This is a genomic window from Bacteroides sp. AF32-8BH, from assembly GCF_003435205.1.
Taxonomy (GTDB): Bacteria; Bacteroidota; Bacteroidia; order Bacteroidales; family Bacteroidaceae; genus Bacteroides; species Bacteroides ovatus.
Genome location: NZ_QVLZ01000001.1, coordinates 347,055 through 365,213, shown reverse-complemented (window position 1 = coordinate 365,213; position 18,159 = coordinate 347,055). Strand labels below are relative to the sequence as shown.

The following is an 18,159-nucleotide window of genomic DNA, read 5'->3' as shown; positions in this document are numbered from 1 at the left end:
GAGTTGCGCACTTTACCCGCAGGTTGGACGGTTGTACATAACAATATTGATCTTCTTGGGGGCTAAAAGTCGAATATCCCCTTAAAGTAAGCGCCTGAGTAAGTACATCTTCTACAGTTCATTTTCCCTCCTTACTTTTGCTGCAAAAAAAATAATATCCTATGATGCAGCGACGTAAACACATGATGAGCAGAGAAAAATTTATCTCCGTTCTTTTCCGTCAGCAGCAGAGTGGTTTGTCCATTGCTGATTTTTGTGAGAATGAAGGTTATAGCCGTAGTAGATTCTATCTTTGGAAACAAAAATACGGTATAACGGAGCGGGAGTTATTGGCAGAAGCCTCCCGCTTAGGGGTTAAAGACAGCTTTGTCCCCATAGTAATCAATGGCGACACGCCATCCCCCGGTATATCTCACGAGGCTCCCCTGCCATCTCCCCAGCCTAGCGTCCCCTTTCCCTTGAAAGGAAAGGACAGCTCTGAAATATCCTTGGAATTACCCAACGGATTGAAGTTGAAGTTTAAAGGGTCTTCCGGCTGTGAAGCTGCCCTGAATCTGATCTCTAAAATATATAATGCCAATGTTCTGCCTAAATGACAGCATGAGATATTTCCTGTGCCCCGGTTATACGGACATGAGGAAAGGTATGTTCACTCTTTGCGGCCTTGTGCATGAGAGGATGGGAGGCGACATCAGAAGTGGGGAGGTATTCATTTTCTACAACCGTTTCCGGACCAAGATAAAATTGCTCCATGCCGAACCGGGCGGTCTGGTCCTTTATGAGAAACTGCTTGAAGAAGGCACCTTCAAGATACCCGCCTATAATCCTGCCACCCGTTCTTACCCCATGACCTGGAGTGACCTGGTCGTTATGGTGGAAGGCATCAATGAAGATGTCAGCAAAGGCAGGCAAAGACGGCTTTCCAATTTGAAAAAGCATTGGTAAAACAGTTGTAAACAAACAGCTTGAAGGCTTGTTTTTCTTGTTGTTTTTGACTATCTTTATATCATCAAAAAAAAGATATTGAATGGCAAAAGAAGATGCAACCGGACAAGCTGTGGAACCCTCAATGGAGCAGCTGCTGGATATCAACCGTAAACAGAGTGAGATCATCTCAGCCCAGGCAAGGACCATAGAAGAACTCCGGGGTACGATAGTTGAGTTGAACGCCTCCCTGGCATGGCTGAAGAGGAAGGTGTTCGGAAAGATGAGTGAGAAATGCAAGCCTGTCGATAACGGAGACCCGAAGCTCCCTTTTGACTATGGCGACCTGGAACAGATAGAGGCGGAAATCGAAGATGCCCGGAGCAGGGCGGCTGAACAGATTACCGTCCCCAAGTCCCGGGCCGCCAATAAAACACCGCGCCGTAACCGGGTCGTCATGGATAACCTTCCGGTTGTAACAGTCGTCATCGAACCGGAGAATGTCGATTTAAGCAGATACGTCAAGATAGGCGAGGAACATACCAGGACCCTTGAGATGAAACCCGGCTACCTCTATGTGAAAGACACGGTACGTCCCACATACGCCCTGAAAAATGAAATGGAGGCCGTTGATAACGGAGAAAAGGCTGTAATAACCGCTCCCATGCCACTGATGCCCATATATAAAGGTATGCCAGGGGCTTCCATGCTCGCTGAGGTCCTTTTACAGAAATACGAATATCATGTCCCGTTCTACCGACAAGTGAAACAGCTGGAACATCTGGGTGTGAAACTGTCCAAAAACACATTGGACGGCTGGTTCAGACCGGTCTGCGAGCTTCTCAGGCCACTTTATCTGGAACTCAGGAAGAAAGTACTGGCCGCAGATTACTTCCAGGTTGACGAGACCACGCTTCCGGTTATAAACCACGACAGGCATAAAGCCGTAAAAGAATACATCTGGATAGTCCGAGCGGCTGTGCCGCGTCTGCTCTTCTTCCATTACGACAACGGATCGCGTTCACAAAAAGTTGCGGTCAGGCTTTTGAAAAACTTCAAAGGATATCTCCAAAGTGACGGCCATCCCATTTATGACGCCTTTGAGGATGGGGAGGACGTATGTCTGTGTGGGTGTCTCGCGCATATCCGCAGACATATAGAGCTGTGCAAGGAAGAAAATCTGGAATATGCCATGCAGGGACTCAAATTTATCCAGGATATGTATAATGTGGAATACATGGCGGATAAACAGGAACTCCCGTATGAAGGACGTGCTGAATTACGCCAACGTCTATCCAAGCCGATGCTTGACAGCTTTGAACTCTGGCTTAAAAACACATACCCTAAAGTTCTAAAACGAAGTCTTATGGGAAAAGCCATAGCCTATGCCTACTCCCTGCTGCCAAGAATGAAACCGTATCTCCATGACGGAAGAATTTTCATTGACAACAATCGCTGTGAGAATGCCCTGAGGCCACTGGTCATATCAAGAAAGAACATGCTGTTCTGCGGAAACCACGAAGCGGCTGAGAATACGGCTATAATCTGTTCCTTGCTTGGCTCATGTAAGGAACGTGGTGTCAACCCCAGAGAGTGGCTGAATGATGTGATCAGTAAACTCCCCTATTATCTGGCTCCCAAATCAGACAGAGACCTGAAGGAACTGCTACCGGATGTATGGAGAAAATAATCAGGACAGTTCCGGGAAAATGCAGGAAAAAACGGGAAAAAGCGAGACTGACACTCAATGACAACCCTGAGATAAGTTGGTATATGGAAATTGAGATGCACTTACAATGGAGTGCATCCCACTGAAAAATTGAATGCACAAGATGTAGTTGAGCAGTCGCTTACCCCTTAAAAACAAGGAGCTGACGCATGTGTACAGCCCCTTATTTTTTGTATAGCCCGGCCTCCTCTGGCATATTGCCGTTGCTTCCATCTGTAACAAGCAAAATCAGAATCTATATGCGGAACTTTTTGTTCCCGTAGCTGAGAAAGTCCTTCGTGGCATATTTCACACTGAATGGTCCGTAGTCACCGAGAGCCGAATGCGCAATTTGCTTGTCCGGTTCTGTCACATGCTCGACAGGTTCTCCCGTAGTATCAGTATCCTTGTATGACATAGGCTGCATGCTGGCGATGGCTGACCCGGTAGCCGCCGCACGCAATTTCCTGAACGCATTGGAGAGGATTCCGTCCATCATTGACCAGTACAAGGCGAAGAACGAGGTGCAGGAAAAGGAGGTCCCACAGTTGTAGGAGATAGCCGGGAAGGTATGGAAGAAGGAGGACGAACTGAAACAGTTGAAGTCCGAACTTGCAGCACTCGACCGAAAGATACAGTTGGAGCTTGAGCCGCCTACGCCCGAAGTCGCCGAAAAGGAGAATGACGGACAGGAGGTCAAACCGGATGCGGAAGGTGTACGAAACGTATCTCCACAACACACCGAAGATGTGCCGCAGATACGCAGCTCGGTGAATGAACGCAGTCCGTCTGGCAATTTTATTGCCGACCACATCATCATCGGGCGGCCGGGATTCAACGTCCGTGACGAGTGCAAACCGAAAGGTATAAAAATGTGAACGAGTGTGCGGATATATATGGCAGGATTGGGAACATACCATTCCTTTTCCTGCTTTTTCCATCAATATGACATAATGGCAAGGATACCATACAACAAGCCCTCGATTATATCAAAATAGGGTGTTGAAAGTAAATCGTCATGGCAAATCCGCCATATATTCAGTATTTTCGCTAATTTTGCATTCAAAATAGTTAGGCATAATAAAATGGAACCATCTATATACAGTTATTCACTTTGTATTGCGCTACCGTTGATGTTGTTCTTCGGCTTTTATTTTTTGTTGGCTCCAACCTCGGAAAAAGCCATTTTCAATAATTATCTGCGTTCCCGGCGAATTATGGGGGTAGCCATACTGTTACTTGCCGCCAACTATTCGGTACATTTCTTTTTTGGGATCAGGTTCAAGAATACCGATGCCGCCATCCTGATGAACCTGTCCACCTATTTTTTGTGCTACTGGTTGTTCAGTTCGGGCCTCACCACTCTGCTTGACCGCTTTTATATCACCAAACGTCGGTTACGGACGCATATCTGTCTATGGATACTGTTTTCCATCCTTTCCGGCATCGTTCTGCTGTTGTTACCAAAAGGTGGTTTACAGACAACGGTGATGTTTGCCTTGGCCGCATGGTTGGTTATCTATGGGCTGTTCTTGACCCGTAGGCTTCTCCGGGCCTATCACAGGGTCATCCGCATTTTCGATGACACCCGTGCGGACGACATCGGTGCCTATATCAAATGGCTTTCCATTTTCACCTACTGGGCTGTCACATTCGGGGTGGGATGCGGACTGCTGACATTCCTGCCTGATGAATACGTCTATATCTGGATTCTGTCATCGGTACCGTTTTACATTTATCTCTTCCTTTGCTATCTGAACTATCTGCTGTTTTACGAACAGGTGGAAAACGCGATGGAAGATGGCATGACTTCTGAAGAGGAAGACCTGTGTGACACCACAAACCGGGAACAGGCACAGAGGCAGGATACTCCTTTTTTCCATGCCGAAATGGCGAAAAAAATCAAAGGTTGGATCGATGCGGACGGTTATATCCGGCCCGGCCTTACCATAAAGGAGCTTTCAGATGTGCTTCATACCAACCGCACCTACCTGTCCGGGTACATCAAAACTACGTATGACATGTCGTTCCGCGATTGGATTACCGGACTTCGTATAGAATATGCGAAACGTCTGCTTGCGCGATATCCGAGGTTGACGGTTGCCGACATCTCCGAGAAATCCGGTTTTTTGTCACCAAGCCATTTTATAAGGCTGTTCAAGGAAAATGCAGGCTGTACCCCTGTCAAATGGAGGAAAACAGAGGCGGAATAATACGGTGTGTGGATGGGGAAAATAGACCAAACGACAAAAAAATAGTCTGAACGACAAAACCAAAATGTTCTAAATCACAAAGATGTGCGATTCTGACAATTGAGACATTTTTTATAGGCAAGAATCGGGCTGAATTTAAATCTTTTCGCTTATTTTGTATGTTAAGTCTGGATTGGAAATTTAAAAAGCATATAAAAAATGAGCAAAAGAATCCTATTCTTCATTTTGTTTTCGTGGCTGGCACCGGCAGCTTTTCCGGCTTTTGCGCAGCAGAAAACAGACACAGTTTACACCTTCCGCTTCGTTCCGCAGAAGGACATGTTCTACGTGCCTTGGAATGGCAATGACACGGAACTTGCCCGCCTGTTGGAATGTATCGAAAACAACAAAACCACAATTCTTGACGGCAAGCTGCCGCTACTGGTTGACGGATACTGTAATTCACTGGGCAGTGAAGCCGAGAACCTTGCCACGGCGAAGATCCGTGCCAACCGTGTGAAATCCGAACTGATTATCCGTGCGGAAATAAAAGAGGAGAATTTCATTACCCGCAACCATGCGACTGAGGGTGATTTTGTCACCGTGCGCCTGACGGTACCGGTAAAGGGAACTGCCGCGACGGATGCGGAAGCACGACGCAAGGCGGAAACCGAACGACTGGAAGCCGAGAAGCGTGCCGAACAGGAACGGCTTGCCGAAGAGCAGCGCAAGGCGGAAGAAGCCCGACTTGCCGCTGAAAAGGCAGAAGCCGAGAAAGCCGCTCAACAAAATACACTTGCCGACACGCCGTCGGAAACCAAAATCACAACTGATTATCATCTCTCCCTGCGTGCCAACCTGCTGCGCTGGGCTACCCTGACACCAGATCTTGGCGTGGAATGGCGCATCTGCCCATCGTGGGGCATTGCCGTAAACGGCTCGTGGACTTCATGGACGTGGAGCGACAAGGACCACCGCTATGCACTCTGGGAAGTGGCTCCGGAAGTGCGTTACTATATGGGTGAGAAGAAAGCCTGGTATCTGGGCGCGATGTTCAAGGCCGGACAGTTCAACTACAAGCTCTCCGAAACAGGCAAGCAGGGCGACCTGATGGGTGGCGGCATCACCGCCGGCTATCAGCTGCGGCTGAACAAGGCACTGGCTCTTGATTTCAACCTCGGTTTGGGCTACCTGAATGCCGATTTCGAAAAATATGAAGTCATCGACGGTGTACGTGTACGCCGCGGCAACGAGACAAAAGATTGGTGTGGTCCCATCAATGCCGGTGTGACATTGGTATGGAAGTTATTCTAATACGGAGGAATAGAATATGAAAGCAAGACAATATATAAATATGATGGGAATGGCAGCCGCCGTGCTGCTCTCTTCCTGCGTGAAGGACACGCTTTATGACACGCCGCATCCCGACTACGGGAAGATTGCGGTGACAGCCGACTGGTCGGCCCGCGGTGAAGGTATCGACATACCTGCCACATGGACGGTCACCATGGGTGACTATACGGGTACGGAGACTTCCGCCACCCATACCCCCGACCATCTGTTTGCTCCGGGCAGCTACACCCTTGCGGTGTGGAACCCGGCTGAAGGAATCACGGTGAACGGCACCACAGCCACCATTGCCGCAGCCACGGGAACCCGGGCAGGCACGGATACCTTTGTGAACAATGCCCCGGGATGGTTCTTCACCTATACGGAACAGGTGACCATCGAGAAAGACAAGGACTATCCGCTGACCGCCGCAATGAAGCAGCAGGTACGCGAACTGACGCTTGTCGTCGAACCTACTGGTGATGCCGCCGGACGCATCACGGAGATTGTTGCCCATCTGACGGGTGCAGCCCGAACACTCAATTTCGCTACTGATACCTACGGAGCCGCTTCGAACGTCGTGCTGCCCTTCACCAAGATTACCGAAGGTGACGATGCTGGCAAGTGGAAAGCCACGGTGCGGCTACTGGGTGTGACAGGCACGGAACAACTGCTGACGGGTGAAATCCGCTATGCTGACGGCAACCCGACCCCCACCACGCTGAAAAGCGACCTCACGGAAGCCCTCAAGGAGTTCAACACCGGAAAGGGCGCATCGCTGACCCTCGGCGGAACGCTGGTTGAGACTCCCGAAGGCATGGAAGTGGACGGAGCCGAAATCAACGGCTGGGAAGAAGTGAAAGGTGATGATGTAAATGCCGATTTGTAACTAATATAATGACAGATATAATGAAGACAAGATTTTTTGCACTTGCGACGCTCGTCCTCGCACTGGCAGCCTGCAACAACGACAACGAGAACCTGAACGGTGACCCAGTGGCCGCCCAGTTTACCGCCGACATCGCCCTCGCCACCCGCGCCAGCGGAACCACCTGGGATAACGGCGACCGTATCGGCATCACCGACATCGGCAACGACACCCAGTACGGCAACGTGCCTTTCATCCTGAAAAATGGGAAATTTGAGGCAGAAAAAAAGGTCATCTATATCGAAGATACAAAGCCCCATACTTTCCGCGCCTACTATCCGTACAACGCGGCGGGAGGTATCCTCGCAGCCACGACCGATGCCACGGCGCAGCAGAACCAGTCTTCCATTGACTTCCTCTTTGCCACAGGAGCCACGGGAGACAAAAACAGTCCGGTAGTGAGCTTCACCAACAAAACCGGCAAAGGCGGTGAAGACAACTCCTTCCACCACCGCATGAGCCAGATAACCCTTACCCTCGAGGCGGGCGACGGCGTGGATTTCAGCGTGGTCAAGCCTGAACGTTACACGCTGGACGGATTGTTACTCACCGGTACGTTCAACACGGCCGACGGTATTGCCACCGCAGACAACGGGGTACAGACCGGAGAACTGACCATGAATCTGGCAGACGGCTATCTCACGTCATCGATCATCCTCTTCCCGCAGACAGTTGCATCCCTGCCGTTGGTTGTGAATTACAAAGGTCAGGAATATCATGCCACACTCACCGTGCCCGAAGGCGCACTGCAGGCGGGCAACAACTATACCTATACCGTCAAGGTACGCAACAAAGTCCTTGAAGTCAGCGAAGCCACCATTGCAAAGTGGAACGATATAGACGGTGGAGATGTGGGTGCTGACCTGTAGGATGTTAATAATTAATTGATTAGAATGAAGAATTATGAGACATAGATTATTTATCCCCGCAGCCACCGCACTGCTGTTCGCCCTCGCCGCCTGCACGCAGGACGAACTTGCTGGCGATAACCGTCTGCCCGAAGGTGAATACCCCGTCGTCATCCGTGCCACCGGACTGTCCGTAGAGGCAACGCCGCAGGCAGCCCCTTCCACCCGTGCCACCGTGGACGGCGACTGGCAGGGCATACAGACTGTGGCACTCAAAATGGGTGACGTGGTAAAGGAATACACCGTAACGGCTTCTACCGATTTCAAGAGTGCCACACTCTCACGCGAGAACGACCCGCACTACTGGACCAGCCGCGACCCGATTACCGTATCGGCATGGTGGCCCTTCGATAATGCCGACATCACACAGATGCCTGCCGTGAAGGTGGCCGAAGACCAAAGCAAATTGGCTGACTTTCAGAACAGCGACTTCATCGCCGCTGAGAACAGGAAGGTGGAATTTAACAACCCGAAACTTGAATTTACCCACCGCACGACACGCGTGGCAATCGAACTGAAGCCCGGCACGGGATTCACAAGCGTGGACGGTGCCACGGTGAGCCTCGTGAGCCTGTCCGCCGATAACGGCAACCCGACCGCCATCAAGACTTACAACGCAAGCGGCAACACCTATGAGGCACTGACCGCCCCGCAGACCGTTGCGGCAGGCAAGCAGTTCATCCGGGTGGAACTCGGCGGCGGCACCTTCTACTTCTGCCCGCAGAACAACGTCGTATTAGAAGCGGGTAGCCGCTATATCTACACCGTCAAGGTGAACGCCACCGGCTTGACGTTAGAGGGTTGCACTATCGGTGAATGGGCTGACGGCGGCGGCGAGAGCGGCACAGCCGAGGATTTGGGCTACATCTACGACAGCAACACCAAGACCTACACGGTCTATAACGCCGACGGCCTGCTGGCATGGAACGAAGCCTCACAAAAAGATGAATCGATAAATTGCACCCTCGCCACTGACATCGACCTGACGGGTAAGGAATGGACACGGTCAGGCATATTTACATTCTACTCCGGCGTCTTTAATGGGCAGGGACACCGCATTACAGGATTTAACTCTTCAGCAATGAATAATACTGGATTTTTGGGTTCACTCTTAAGTGAACGTGGAGTGATAAAGAACCTACAACTCATAGATGTGAATCTGTATGGCAGTAGTGGAAATACTGCTGGAATAGTGGGCCGAAATCATGGCCAAATCATTGCCTGCTCTGTGACGGGAAAAATTTCTGCATCATATGGTGGAACTTGTGGTATAGCCGAATCAAATTATGGCGATATCATCGCTTGCTGGTTCGACGGCACATTGAAAGAGTCTAACAATGGAGCTATAGTGCGTTATAACTACGCTGATATAACTTCCTGTTATTGGGGAGGCAATGCCGGGCAAGGAGTATTCCGTATTGAAGGAGGAACGGTAGATGCCACGAAGGTGGACGGCGCGACCGTGAAATGGCAGACTGCCGTCGACGGCATGAACACCGCCCTCACCGCTGGCGACTACCAGTGGATACTCGGCACCGACGGTCTGCCCGTATTACAAAAGAGACAATAACGAACCCTAAACGACACGCATCATGAAACGAGCAACCATCCATACATCCGCAGCCATCGCCCTGCTGCTCGGCCTTGCCGCCTGCACGCAGGACGAACTTGCCGACGATAACCGTCTGCCCGAAGGAGAATACCCCGTAGTCATCCGTGCCACCGGACTGTCCGTAGAGGCAACGCCGCAGGCAGCCCCATCAACCCGTGCCACCGTGGACGGCGACTGGCAGGGCGTCACTTCCGTGGCACTCAAGACGGGCGATGCGGTAAAGGAATACACCGTAACGGCTTCTACCGATTTCAAGAGTGCCACACTCTCACGCGAGAACGACCCGCACTACTGGACCAGCCGCGACCCGATTACCGTATCGGCATGGTGGCCCTTCGATAATGCCGACATCACCCAGATGCCTGCCGTGAAGGTGGCTGAAGACCAGAGCCAATTGGCTGACTTCCAGAACAGCGACTTCATCTCTGCCGAAAACCAGACGGTGAAATTTGACGACCCGACACTTGAATTTACCCACCGCACGGCACGCGTGGCAATCGATCTGAAGCCCGGCACGGGAAACACGAGCGTCGCCGGTGCCACGGTGAGCCTCGTAAGCCTGTCTGCCGATAACGGCAACCCGACCGCCATCAAGACCTACAACGCAAGCGGCAACACCTACGAGGCACTGACCGCTCCGCAGACCGTTGTGGCAGGCAAGCCGTTCATCAGGGTGGAACTCGGCAGCGGCACTTTCTACTTCCGTCCGCAGAACAACGTCGTGTTGGCAGCAGGCAGTCGCTATAAATATACCGTTAAGGTGAACGCCACTGGCCTGACATTAGATGGCTGCACTATCGGTGACTGGGCTGACGGTGGCAGCGAGAGCGGTGAGGCTGAGGATTTGGGGTATTCTATACAGAACGACGGCAGTTACACGGTCTATAACGCCGACGGCTTGCTGGCATGGAACAAAGCCGTACAAAAAGATGAATCAATAAATTGCACCCTCACCGCCGACATCGACCTGACGGGTAGGGAATGGACACGGATAGGCACATGGCCAGGTTACTCCGGCATCTTTAATGGGCAGGGACACCGCATTACGGGATTAAACTTTTCAGCAGCGACTACTGAACTTTTTGGGTTATTAAATGAACGTGGAGTGATAAAGAACTTACAACTCATAGATGTGAATCTGTATGGCAATAGTGGATCAGCAGCTGGAATAGTGGAGCAAAATAATGGCCAAATCATTGCCTGCTCTGTGACGGGAAAAATTTCTGCATATGGTAGAACTTGTGGTATAGCCGATTTAAATTATGGCAGAATCACCGCTTGCTGGTTCGACGGCACATTGAAAGAGTATGAATCCGGAGCTATAGTGCGTTATAACTACAAAATTATAACTTCCTGTTATTGGGGAGGCAATGTCGGGCAAGGAGTATTCCGTGATCATGGAGAAAAGGTAGATGCCACGAAGGTGGACGGCGCGACAGTGAAATGGCAGACAGCCGTCGACGGCATGAACACCGCCCTCACCGCTGGCGACTACCAGTGGGTACTCGGCACCGACGGTCTGCCCGTATTGCAAAAGAAACAATAACGAACCCTAAACAACACGCATCATGAAACGAACAATCATCCATACATCTGCAGCCATAGCCCTGCTGCTCGGCATTGCCGCCTGCACGCAGGACGAAGCGGGCTTCCTGCAGGAAGGGGCGGAAGGCACACCCATCGTCTTTACCGCCACGGGGCTGAACCCCGCTGCGACAGCCATCGCCAATACCCGTTCCACCGTGGACGGAGACTGGGAGGGTGTGCAGAGCGTGGCAGTCCTGATGGACGGCACGGTGAAGGCATACGACGTGACGCTCACCACCGCCGACCCCGCCAGCGCCACGCTGACCTCCACCGACCCGTACTACTGGACCAACCACAAAGACATCACCGTCACAGCGTGGTGGCCCTACACCGCTGGCGAGACAACCCCACCTGCGGTAAAGGTAAAAGCCAACCAAAGTACCCAGAAAGACTTTGAGGGCAGCGACCTCATCGTAGCCGACGGGCAGACGGTGACCTACGGTAGCCCCACGCTTCGCTTCACCCACCGCACGGCGCGAGTGACCATCGTTCTGACGGACTACACCGAGGGGCTGGCATCCGTGCGACTGACGGGCCTCTCCACCGAAGGCGACAACCCTGCCGAAATCACCCCGTATGACAAGGGCAGCAACACCTACACCGCCATCGTAGCCCCGCAAAGTGTGGCAGCTGGCACGACCTTCATTACCTGCACCTTCACTGACGGCAAGACCTTCGTCTATAAGATGAAGAATGCTACCGACTGGCAGGCGGGCGGTGAATATACCTACACCGTCTCCCTCGCTGCGGCAAAAGACCTGGGCTATACCATAGAGAGCGACGGCAGCTACACCGTGACATCCGCCGATGGCCTGATGCATGTAGCCGATTTAGTGAACGGAGGTAAGACCGACATTAACATTACCCTCGACAAAAACATTGACTTGACGGGCAAAGGCTGGACGCCGATAGGCACAAGCTTCGATAACTCATACAAAGGCACTTTCGACGGCGGCGGCCATACCATCACGGGGTTGACCGTTACGACAAATGACCAATTTGTGGGTCTGTTCGGCTATCTCAATAGAGCTGGTACGGTGAAGAATGTGGTGATGGAAGGCATACAGATAACAAGCAATCACATGTTTGGCTGTACTGGTGGCGTGGTAGGATATAGCTGGGGCACCATTGAAAACTGCTCGGTGTCGGGCAGCATCAGCGGCACGGATTGTGTCGGCGGTGTGGTGGGTTCACAAAAGGCTGGTTCCATCATCGGATGCTGCACCTCTGCCACAGTAAAGGGAACGCACTATGTCGGCGGTGTGGCAGGAGAAAAATGGGGCACCATGACAGCTTGCTATGCCACAGGCAACGTGACCTTAGAAATAGCCTCCCAAAAGAATCTCTCTGGCGGCGGTGTAGTGGGATTAAACGGAGGAAGCCGCGTCCTTGCCTGCTATGCCACGGGCAACGTAACAAGTACAGGTAGTAGCACTGGCAATGTGCATATCGGCGGCTTGTTGGGAGATAACTACACCACCGTGACCGCCTGCTACTGGAAGAACAATCATGAACAAGGTATCGGCTACAAAAAGGCAGGCACCGTCACCGAAGTCACGAAGGTGGACGGCACTGGCGTTACCTGGCAGAAAGCTGTTGACGGCATGAACACCGCCTTGCAGAACGCAGGTTCAAAGTGGCGTTACGAACTTAACGGAGCATTGCCTACCTTGAGGAAGCAGTAAACCGTAGGGAGGAAAAGTTCCGCTCGCAACGGAATGAACCGAAGTATAACCCCAATAAAGAAAGGAGGACGTGATGGAACACACGGAGAATCCACCATATTGGTTTTGGCATCAAGACATTGTCAATAATAATATAGTCTCCAGTGTAAATATGGAATCTGTAAGCCGGACATTGTCAAGATTGGTGCTCATTAAAGACAACAAATCAAGTATTTAAATTAAAAACATGGGACTTTTTCACAGAGGCAAGAAAAATAATGACGATGAGCCGGACAGTGTTCAAACCAATTCATTCTCTGATATTATGAATGGTTTGCAATACGCCGTAAACTGTGCACAAGATACATTGCAGAATCATCAGATACAAAATCTGACCAGACTTTTTGAAGGAACAAATGCAAATAACGCAAATACGTTCCAATCGAAAAAAAATCATGGTTGGAGACAAGACTATTGATATTCCACTTATAGCCTTGATATCCCATCATTATCTTGCAATGGATAATGTGCAGATAAAGTTCAAGGCGAAGGTCGGAAGCGTGGAATCACAGATCCCGGAAAACAACTTGCTGTTATCCAGTCTGCACAGAGCCAATCTCCAGATGCAGATGAGCAACATAAAACCGAATGCGGATGATGTCATGGAGGTTTGCGTCAATTTTAAGGTTCAGGAGACTCCGGAGAGCATTACTGATATACACATGGCCGGGCAACGTGCGTGAGCTTCGGCAGAAGATAATGGGAGCCGTATTACAGGCGCAGGAAGGTGTGGTCACGAAAGAGCATCTGGAACTTGCCGTGACGAAACTGACCTCACCTGTCAGCTTCGCCCTGCGCAATGACGCGGAGGATAAGGAGCGGATATTGCGTGCGTTAAAACAGACAAACGGCAACCGGAGTGCCGCTGCCGAACTGCTTGGAATAAGCAGAACAACTCTATATGGCAAACTTGAAGAATATGGATTGAAATATAAATTCAGGCAACCATAGCCGATTTTGTTGAATTTGACTATCTGCAAAGGTTTGTTATTCAAAAAATAATATTACCTTTGCATTTAGGAAAAGCGTTCTTTTGAATTACTGCAAAACGAGGTAAAACACAGAATTTCGCTGGTTTCTAAATCGTTACCTATTAAGCCGAGATATTTTGTAAGCTATTGAATTTTAGCAAGAAAGGAAATCCTTTATGTCTTGCCATGTGGAAGGTAATATTTTTCTCTACTCCCGCTTCCTTGGCCACTTTTTTCAGGTATCGGTTTGCCACCTGGTTGGGCGGTACCGGGAATACATGATTAGTCCGTTTTCCTTTGTGGTATGCTTCATACCTCTTTAATATACAGACAGCAGGTTGCAATAAAGGCAGCATGGCGTGTATGTCCGTTTTCTGACGATAGTAGTTCAGCCACAAGCTTTTGTCGATACCGACATTTATATTTTCATTCGTCAGGTTACTGATGTCGACAAATGACAGTCCGGTGTAGACAGCAAATACAAACACGTCCCTCACGATGGAGAGGTTGACGGGCAAAGGGACTTCCTCGATGCTCTTCAGTTCCTTTTCGGACAGGAATCCTCTTTCTACTTTCGTTTTCTTGGCGTTGAGCAGGCAGACAGGGTTCCGGCTTATCCATTCGTTTTGCAGGGCGACATTCATCACCTTTTTGAAACGCTGGATATGCTTCAATGCACCATTGACAGCGCATACGGTCTCCCCTTCCCTCTTATAGCCTTGCAGATAGGCGTAAAACTCATAAACGAAAGCTTTGTCAATGGCGGTCAAATCATAGTCAGAGACATGGTATTTGATACGTATAAAGTTGAGCAGGTGTTTCTTCGTTACGTGATAGCCGACAAATGTACTGGCACGGAGATTTTTCTTCTCCATGATTTCATGGTAATCAAACAGTGTGCTGATGGTAGAGAACTCATTATCCTGTGTCTGAAACATGAGTTTGAAGTTCTCAATGTTGAGAGGGTAGTTTTTCTGTCTGATTTTGATAACGGTATCTTCGATCGTGATTTTCAAATCTTCGATATACCGGTTGGCTTCTTTGTCATTGGCGGTCTTACCAAGTGACTTTTGCGCAACTGCCGACCATGATTCAGACCGTAGGTATAGTTTCGTGGGAATTTCGTATCTTTGTCCCGAAATCGTAACCCGACATGAAAGAGGTGACAGTTTTTCATTCGTTCTTCCTTTCCTTATCCAGAAAAGAACATTGAAAGTTTGCTTTTTTTGGCTCATCATTGCTTTTTTTTGAGAACCGCTCAAAAAAATATCAAAAAAGAGCATTCGTGTCACCGAATTAGCCACCGAATTAGCGTCAACTTTTTTCGGATGGTATTTGTCAAAGCACAAAAAAACCCGCTAAAATTGCATTTTTAGCGGGTTTTTGTCAGTAAAAAGCTGGTGTTTTGTTGGGCTACCTGGATTCGAACCAGGAATGACAGGACCAGAATCTGTAGTGTTACCATTACACCATAGCCCAATGATTTTCGTTTGCGGGTGCAAAGATACAAATATTTTGGGAATTCAAAACAAATCCGATATTTTTTTTGCAAAAATGTCCAAATAAGCTTTCCAAACAAAAGTATCTCCACTAAAAAACACAAAAATTGAGGGATAACTTTCTTGTATCCAATAAATCAGCGTATATTTGTCAAAAATATCACGTTTATTATCAGAAACAAAGGGTCACCTTTTTTTGTTATAAACAAATAGAGAACATGAATTATTAATCCCAATTACAGGAATGAACGATACTAAAGTATTAATTGAAAAAATAAAAGAAGGAATTCAAGAGAAAAAAGGTAAAAAGATAATCGTTGCCGATTTAACCAGCATAGAAGATACCATCTGTAAATATTTCGTTATCTGTCAGGGAAATTCTCCCAGTCAAGTGAGTGCCATTGTAGATTCAATCAAGGAATTTACACGCAAAGGTGCGGATAGCAAACCTTATGCAATCGATGGACTCCGGAATGCTGAATGGGTGGCAATGGACTATGCCGATGTACTGGTACACGTCTTTTTACCGGAGACAAGAGATTTTTATAATCTTGAACACCTTTGGGCAGATGCCAAACTTACTCAAATCCCCGATCTAGACTAATTAATGATTATGGACAATAATAATAGCAATAATAACAATAGCAATAAACCTAACAATAAGGTTAATATGCCTAAGTTCAACCTGAACTGGATGTATATGATTATTGCCCTTATGCTTCTCGGCCTCTGGTGGGGCAGTGATTCAAAGGGAGCTGGAAGCAAAGCTGTAACTTACAGTGAGTTTCAGGACTACGTAAAAAAGGGCTATGTAAGCAAAGTATTGGGTTATGAAGATAAGTCAATAGAAGCTTTTCTTAAACCGACTGCTGTAGGGGCTGTTTTTGGAGCGGACTCTACCAAAGTGGGACGTAACCCTATCATTACAAGTAGAACGCCATCTACCGATAAACTGGAAGAGTTTTTGCAGGCAGAAAAGGAAGCCGGTCATTTTGACGGTTCTTCCGACTATCCGCCCAAATCGGATATTTTTCCCGCAATCCTGATCCAGATACTCCCGCTTGTCTTGCTTGTAGCGTTATGGATCTTCTTCATGCGCCGTATGAGCGGAGGTGGCAGTGGTGGCCCCGGCGGTGTATTTAACGTAGGAAAATCAAAAGCCCAGCTTTTTGAAAAAGGTGGAGCCATCAAGATTACATTTAAGGATGTAGCGGGTTTGGCAGAAGCGAAACAAGAGGTAGAGGAAATTGTAGAGTTCTTGAAGGAACCGCAGAAATATACGGATTTGGGAGGTAAGATACCCAAAGGAGCATTGCTGGTAGGCCCTCCGGGAACCGGTAAAACTTTGCTTGCCAAAGCTGTGGCGGGTGAAGCTAATGTTCCTTTCTTCTCACTGGCAGGTTCTGACTTCGTGGAAATGTTTGTGGGTGTAGGTGCATCCCGTGTTCGCGACTTGTTTAAACAGGCCAAAGAGAAAGCTCCTTGTATCGTCTTTATTGATGAGATTGATGCCGTAGGACGTGCTCGTGGCAAAAATCCTGCAATGGGAGGAAATGACGAACGCGAAAACACCTTGAACCAGTTATTGACAGAGATGGACGGTTTCGGTTCCAACAGCGGTGTAATTATCCTTGCTGCTACTAACCGTGTAGACGTACTTGATAAAGCATTGCTCCGTGCAGGACGTTTTGACCGTCAGATACATGTGGATCTGCCCGACTTGAATGAACGTAAAGAAGTATTTGGTGTGCATTTGCGCCCGATCAAAATAGACGATAGTGTTGATGTAGACTTGCTGGCTCGCCAAACTCCGGGATTCTCGGGTGCGGATATCGCCAATGTCTGCAATGAAGCTGCATTGATCGCTGCCCGCCACGGAAAGAAATTTGTAGGCAAGCAAGACTTTCTGGATGCGGTAGACCGCATCATCGGTGGTCTGGAAAAGAAAACCAAGATTACAACGGAAGCAGAAAGACGCTCTATCGCTTTGCATGAAGCAGGACACGCCTCTATCTCCTGGTTGTTGGAATATGCCAACCCATTGATTAAAGTTACAATCGTTCCTCGCGGACGTGCATTAGGAGCTGCCTGGTATCTGCCGGAAGAACGTCAGATCACTACCAAGGAGCAGATGCTGGACGAAATGTGTGCTACTTTGGGAGGACGCGCCGCTGAAGATTTATTCCTCGGCCGCATCTCAACAGGTGCCATGAACGACCTGGAAAGGGTGACTAAGCAGGCATACGGCATGATTGCTTATTTAGGTATGAGCGACAAGCTGCCGAACTTATGTTATTACAACAACGATGAATATTCTTTCAACCGTCCATACAGCGAAAAGACAGCCGAATTGATTGACGAAGAAGTCAAGAGAATGGTAAACGAGCAGTATGACCGTGCCAAGAGAATTCTGTCGGAGAATAAAGAAGGACACAACGAACTGACGCAATTACTGATTGACAAAGAAGTAATCTTCGCGGAAGACGTTGAACGCATCTTCGGTAAACGCCCTTGGGCTTCCCGTTCGGAAGAAATCATGGCTGCTAAAGAAAGTCAGGATGCCGCAAGAGCTGAAAGAGAACTTGCCCAAAAGCTGAAAGAAGAAGAAAAAGAAATCAAAGAAGAGGAAGCTGAAAATACCGCAAAGGAAAAACAAGCACCCATAGACACCAAAGTTGCCGCAGAAGGTAAAAAGGTTACTGTGGAGGGCAAAGTTACCGTAGAGGGTAAATCCAATGAAGAAGAAGCTAACGGGTCCAACTAATTAAAACGAATAG

Annotated in this window: 17 protein-coding genes, 1 tRNA gene and 2 pseudogenes; 16 read left to right on the top strand and 4 right to left on the bottom strand. The window is 49.0% G+C overall.

Annotated features, from left to right (window positions below; all coding sequences use genetic code 11):
- The first annotated feature begins 161 nt into the window (after positions 1-161).
- The 3 genes from tnpA to tnpC all read left to right on the top strand — a co-directional run bounded on the left by tnpA (position 162) and on the right by tnpC (position 2,614).
- Positions 162-596: an IS66 family insertion sequence element accessory protein TnpA gene (tnpA, locus tag DWZ47_RS01520; RefSeq protein ID WP_004308135.1), complete on the top strand. Its 435-nt coding sequence runs from the start codon at positions 162-164 to the stop codon at positions 594-596.
- The gene (gene tnpB, locus DWZ47_RS01515; protein ID WP_004318658.1) at positions 580-945 is read left to right on the top strand and encodes an IS66 family insertion sequence element accessory protein TnpB; all 366 of its coding nucleotides are present in this window, start codon (positions 580-582) and stop codon (positions 943-945) included. The genes tnpA and tnpB overlap by 17 nt, the downstream gene beginning before the upstream one ends.
- An 82-nt stretch (positions 946-1,027) precedes the next feature.
- Positions 1,028-2,614: an IS66 family transposase gene (tnpC, locus tag DWZ47_RS01510; RefSeq protein ID WP_008776790.1), complete on the top strand. Its 1,587-nt coding sequence runs from the start codon at positions 1,028-1,030 to the stop codon at positions 2,612-2,614.
- Positions 2,615-2,888: 274 nt separating this feature from the next.
- On the opposite strand, the gene DWZ47_RS30565 is transcribed toward tnpC, so the two are convergent.
- On the bottom strand, positions 2,889-3,131 hold the full coding sequence (locus tag DWZ47_RS30565) for a hypothetical protein (RefSeq protein WP_010537621.1): 243 nt from the start codon (positions 3,129-3,131) through the stop codon (positions 2,889-2,891).
- On the opposite strand from DWZ47_RS30565, the pseudogene DWZ47_RS30860 reads away from it, so the two are divergent.
- From DWZ47_RS30860 to DWZ47_RS01475, 6 genes and pseudogenes are all read left to right on the top strand, one after another.
- Positions 3,061-3,510, top strand: a pseudogene (locus DWZ47_RS30860) (DNA methylase); the annotation flags it as partial. The gene DWZ47_RS30565 and the pseudogene DWZ47_RS30860 overlap by 71 nt on opposite strands.
- Before the next feature lie 207 nt (positions 3,511-3,717).
- Positions 3,718-4,845: a helix-turn-helix domain-containing protein gene (locus DWZ47_RS01495; protein ID WP_117512135.1), complete on the top strand. Its 1,128-nt coding sequence runs from the start codon at positions 3,718-3,720 to the stop codon at positions 4,843-4,845.
- A gap of 198 nt (positions 4,846-5,043) precedes the next feature.
- Positions 5,044-6,138, top strand: coding sequence for a DUF3575 domain-containing protein (locus DWZ47_RS01490; RefSeq protein ID WP_117512134.1), 1,095 nt, complete (start codon positions 5,044-5,046; stop codon positions 6,136-6,138).
- 16 nt (positions 6,139-6,154) lie between these two features.
- The gene (locus DWZ47_RS01485) at positions 6,155-7,042 is read left to right on the top strand and encodes a FimB/Mfa2 family fimbrial subunit (protein WP_077153706.1); all 888 of its coding nucleotides are present in this window, start codon (positions 6,155-6,157) and stop codon (positions 7,040-7,042) included.
- Between the two features lie 20 nt (positions 7,043-7,062).
- Entirely contained in the window at positions 7,063-7,950 is an 888-nt protein-coding gene (locus DWZ47_RS01480) for a fimbrillin family protein (protein ID WP_117512142.1), read from the top strand.
- A gap of 34 nt (positions 7,951-7,984) precedes the next feature.
- Positions 7,985-9,559: a fimbrillin family protein gene (locus DWZ47_RS01475; protein ID WP_117512133.1), complete on the top strand. Its 1,575-nt coding sequence runs from the start codon at positions 7,985-7,987 to the stop codon at positions 9,557-9,559.
- A 6-nt stretch (positions 9,560-9,565) separates the two neighbouring features.
- Here DWZ47_RS01475 and DWZ47_RS30855 read toward each other — a convergent pair whose 3' ends face one another.
- Positions 9,566-9,763, bottom strand: coding sequence for a hypothetical protein (locus DWZ47_RS30855; RefSeq protein WP_232509232.1), 198 nt, complete (start codon positions 9,761-9,763; stop codon positions 9,566-9,568).
- A gap of 31 nt (positions 9,764-9,794) precedes the next feature.
- On the opposite strand from DWZ47_RS30855, the gene DWZ47_RS01470 reads away from it, so the two are divergent.
- The 5 genes and pseudogenes from DWZ47_RS01470 to DWZ47_RS01455 form a co-directional block, all read left to right on the top strand.
- On the top strand, positions 9,795-11,147 hold the full coding sequence (locus tag DWZ47_RS01470) for a fimbrillin family protein (protein ID WP_233524987.1): 1,353 nt from the start codon (positions 9,795-9,797) through the stop codon (positions 11,145-11,147).
- Positions 11,148-11,169: 22 nt separating this feature from the next.
- Positions 11,170-12,873, top strand: coding sequence for a fimbrillin family protein (locus DWZ47_RS01465; protein ID WP_117512131.1), 1,704 nt, complete (start codon positions 11,170-11,172; stop codon positions 12,871-12,873).
- Positions 12,874-13,099: 226 nt separating this feature from the next.
- Positions 13,100-13,330: a hypothetical protein gene (locus tag DWZ47_RS30850; RefSeq protein ID WP_007749105.1), complete on the top strand. Its 231-nt coding sequence runs from the start codon at positions 13,100-13,102 to the stop codon at positions 13,328-13,330.
- The gene (locus tag DWZ47_RS30845; protein WP_310592612.1) at positions 13,269-13,595 is read left to right on the top strand and encodes a DUF2589 domain-containing protein; all 327 of its coding nucleotides are present in this window, start codon (positions 13,269-13,271) and stop codon (positions 13,593-13,595) included. Before DWZ47_RS30850 ends, DWZ47_RS30845 begins: the two co-directional genes overlap by 62 nt.
- Positions 13,552-13,863, top strand: a pseudogene (locus DWZ47_RS01455) (helix-turn-helix domain-containing protein); the annotation flags it as partial. The gene DWZ47_RS30845 and the pseudogene DWZ47_RS01455, both read left to right, overlap by 44 nt.
- Positions 13,864-14,005: 142 nt before the next feature.
- On the opposite strand, the gene DWZ47_RS01450 reads toward DWZ47_RS01455, so the two are convergent.
- Positions 14,006-15,118 carry a site-specific integrase gene (locus DWZ47_RS01450; RefSeq protein ID WP_117512141.1) on the bottom strand — a complete coding sequence of 371 codons (1,113 nt, stop codon included), beginning with the start codon at positions 15,116-15,118 and terminating at the stop codon, positions 14,006-14,008.
- Between the two features lie 173 nt (positions 15,119-15,291).
- Positions 15,292-15,362: transfer RNA gene (locus DWZ47_RS01445), tRNA-Gln, on the bottom strand.
- 264 nt (positions 15,363-15,626) lie between these two features.
- Between DWZ47_RS01445 and rsfS the strand changes: the two genes are divergently transcribed.
- Together rsfS and ftsH are read left to right on the top strand one after the other, a co-directional pair.
- A complete protein-coding gene (gene rsfS / locus DWZ47_RS01440; protein WP_004301405.1) occupies positions 15,627-15,986 on the top strand; it encodes a ribosome silencing factor in 360 nt (119 codons plus the stop codon).
- A gap of 9 nt (positions 15,987-15,995) precedes the next feature.
- Complete coding sequence (gene ftsH, locus DWZ47_RS01435) at positions 15,996-18,146, top strand: ATP-dependent zinc metalloprotease FtsH (protein ID WP_008776785.1); 2,151 nt, start codon at positions 15,996-15,998, stop codon at positions 18,144-18,146.
- The last annotated feature ends 13 nt before the right edge of the window (positions 18,147-18,159 follow it).

Bases quoted from the DNA above. Each gene is read 5' to 3' on its own strand.
- tnpA (WP_004308135.1), top strand. From the start codon at position 162: ATGATGCAGCGACGTAAACACATGATGAGCAGAGAAAAATTTATCTCC.
- tnpB (WP_004318658.1), top strand. From the start codon at position 580: ATGTTCTGCCTAAATGACAGCATGAGATATTTCCTGTGCCCCGGTTAT.
- tnpC (WP_008776790.1), top strand. From the start codon at position 1,028: ATGGCAAAAGAAGATGCAACCGGACAAGCTGTGGAACCCTCAATGGAG.
- DWZ47_RS30565 (WP_010537621.1), bottom strand. From the start codon at position 3,131: ATGATGGACGGAATCCTCTCCAATGCGTTCAGGAAATTGCGTGCGGCG.
- DWZ47_RS01495 (WP_117512135.1), top strand. From the start codon at position 3,718: ATGGAACCATCTATATACAGTTATTCACTTTGTATTGCGCTACCGTTG.
- DWZ47_RS01490 (WP_117512134.1), top strand. From the start codon at position 5,044: ATGAGCAAAAGAATCCTATTCTTCATTTTGTTTTCGTGGCTGGCACCG.
- DWZ47_RS01485 (WP_077153706.1), top strand. From the start codon at position 6,155: ATGAAAGCAAGACAATATATAAATATGATGGGAATGGCAGCCGCCGTG.
- DWZ47_RS01480 (WP_117512142.1), top strand. From the start codon at position 7,063: ATGAAGACAAGATTTTTTGCACTTGCGACGCTCGTCCTCGCACTGGCA.
- DWZ47_RS01475 (WP_117512133.1), top strand. From the start codon at position 7,985: ATGAGACATAGATTATTTATCCCCGCAGCCACCGCACTGCTGTTCGCC.
- DWZ47_RS01465 (WP_117512131.1), top strand. From the start codon at position 11,170: ATGAAACGAACAATCATCCATACATCTGCAGCCATAGCCCTGCTGCTC.
- DWZ47_RS30850 (WP_007749105.1), top strand. From the start codon at position 13,100: ATGGGACTTTTTCACAGAGGCAAGAAAAATAATGACGATGAGCCGGAC.
- DWZ47_RS30845 (WP_310592612.1), top strand. From the start codon at position 13,269: ATGCAAATAACGCAAATACGTTCCAATCGAAAAAAAATCATGGTTGGA.
- DWZ47_RS01450 (WP_117512141.1), bottom strand. From the start codon at position 15,118: ATGAGCCAAAAAAAGCAAACTTTCAATGTTCTTTTCTGGATAAGGAAA.
- rsfS (WP_004301405.1), top strand. From the start codon at position 15,627: ATGAACGATACTAAAGTATTAATTGAAAAAATAAAAGAAGGAATTCAA.
- ftsH (WP_008776785.1), top strand. From the start codon at position 15,996: ATGGACAATAATAATAGCAATAATAACAATAGCAATAAACCTAACAAT.